Annotated in this window: 2 pseudogenes; both read left to right on the forward strand. The window is 50.6% G+C overall.

The annotated features are described in order from the left end of the window. Nucleotides 1-463: pseudogene (locus tag KHQ23_RS26200) on the forward strand (hypothetical protein); the annotation flags it as partial. A gap of 14 nt (nt 464-477) precedes the next feature. Next, nucleotides 478-2404 (forward strand): annotated as a pseudogene (locus KHQ23_RS26205) (hypothetical protein); the annotation flags it as partial.

Here is a 2404-nt window from a genome sequence, read left to right on the forward strand (position 1 = left end):
CGGTGGGGGCGGGGCTGGCGGTACAGCTTTAGGCTGGCTGGATGTTGTTCCGGGAGCGACCTTATCCGTTGTCGTCGGCAAAGGTGGCGCAGCGGTATCAGGTGCCGTGTCCGGCAATGACGGCGGTGACTCTTCTTTGGGTGGGTTCATCTTCGGCCGCGGCGGGAAAAAATCCAACAAGGCCAGCATCGTGAACAGCGCCGGGGGTGATGGCGGTGTTGCGTCAGGTGGCGATATCAACATTCAGGGTGGTACCGGTCAGGACGGCCAGGCTGCGACCAACATGCTTACCGGTTCTGGCGGGGCTTCGTTCTGGGGTGGTGGCGGACGTAGCGGCGCAACCGGCGGCGTAAAAGGGAAAGCGGCAGGCTCCGGAGGTGGTGGTGCTTACGATATTGATTTCAGCGGAATAGCTTACCCATCCGGCGATGGCGCCGATGGCATTGTGCATATCGAGTGGTAATAACAGGAAAAATTATGGCGACTACCGACACACAGCAAACGGCACAGTTCGCGGCACAGGCCGCTGTGAGTGCTGCAGAGGCGAAGCAGTATCTTCTAAGCATTGAAGCCCCCTTAATTGATATTAAAGATTCTGTAGAAGAAGCGCAGAATGCGGCAAGAGCAGCAGAACTATCAAAAGAACAGGCTGAAGCCATCTCAGTCGGCCTTGAAGAAAAAATAGATGCTCAACTTTCAGAGCAGGCTACGGAATTCGAAAGTCAAATGACTGAACAGCAGTCTTCATTCATTTCCCAGCTCAATCAGCAGGAGCATGAGTTTGACGCGCAGCTTACCAGCCAGGAATCGCGTTACGAAGCTGTTCTTCAGGCGGCGGGGAAAACCGTGCTGGGTCGCTATGAGGATGGCCCCTGGACGCTGACCAGCTATAACCAGCTTATTTCCTACGGCGGTACGTTCTGGAAACTGGCTGCTTCGGTTGTTATCGGCTCCGGGTATACCACGGCGGGCACAACCGAATCCACCTGGAATGCCACGGATAAGGCAAATTTTGTGGATGTTGGACAGGACCAGCTGCGGTCAGAATTAGGGGCGATATTTATGCCTGGCCCTTCCGGTAACGCAACAACGGATGTTCAGCTTTTAAAGTCGGCTCTAAATGTTGGTGGTTTTATTAACTACAATGTGCCGGGGAAATATCTTTACAACGATTCAGGTGTAATAAAGTCAGGAACTTCTTTACATACCTCCGCAGGGGCTGACTGGCATCAGGATGTAAATTCAGCTCAATGGCATCCGTTTCTGATCAATAATGCCTACTATGCTTCTCGCTTCCTTGTCACCTCAATGACGAAGTTAGCCGGTTACACTAACCCCTGGCGCGATAATGCGGCGACGAATGGCACTGTTTTTGCCCGCGTAGTGTGTAACAGTCACCCGTTTAAAGCAGGCGACTACGCGGCATTCTACGGTGCTGCAGAGTTCGGCTATGACGGGATCATGTTTGTTACGGAAGTGGTGAGCAGCAATGAATTTATCATTGAATCCCACTCATCCCTCCGCGATGCTCAGGCTACGTCAGCGGGCTGGGCTGGAGGAATATATTGCTTCGTGCCAGATAAGGACATAGACATAAACCTGCAGGGCAAAGTAGATGCAAGCTATGGCGCGATGGTTAATCCGCAGCAGTCCTCCTTCCCCGCAATACACACGATGGGCATTGTCTTACACGGCATTGTTAATAGCCGATTAGAAGCAGCGAACGTGTGGGGCTGTCGTAAATACGGCGTTCTGATGGCCAACATCCGAAATATTTACGTGCCAAGAATTAACTTCAACACATATTCAGATGGCTTGCACATAATGCCTCCTTATGTAGCAACAAACGTCGGTGTGTTGACTGGTTCAACTGGCGACGATATGTTTGCGCTTACCGGAGGTGACTATGCTGCTTACGAGATATCACGAGGTCATGGATACTCGATAGAGGTGGGGAGCATTGAGTCTCAAAACTCATTAACTTGCTTAAAGATGACGGGTAATGCTCCTTACAAATTCTGGGATACTGAAATCGGCAGGATGGCAGGGAGTACGGTTCTCCACGCTATATCTCTAACTCGAGATACAAATCTTACTTATACAGATATTGGTCGGCTAAAAATTGGTAGCATGAACGTCAAGTCACAAACTGATAGTGAGTTGTGGATACGTTGTGACAACGCAGATAGCATCATTATTGATGAATGCGGTCTGATGGAAAACCCGACAGGGAGAAGATTTGCGCTAGTAGGCGGAACAACCAGGCACAAAGTCAATATTGGTACGCTGGAAATCAAAAAAATCCGGGAAATGGTTCCGAATCCTGGCAGGCAGCTTGTATACGGACTGTACGGGTCACGGATAGAAAATCTGAAATTAGGGAAGGTGCGAATAAGCAGGTCAT

Origin of the sequence: Klebsiella sp. 64 (assembly GCF_018223915.1) — a bacterium.
GTDB lineage: Bacteria > Pseudomonadota > Gammaproteobacteria > Enterobacterales > Enterobacteriaceae > Klebsiella > Klebsiella pneumoniae.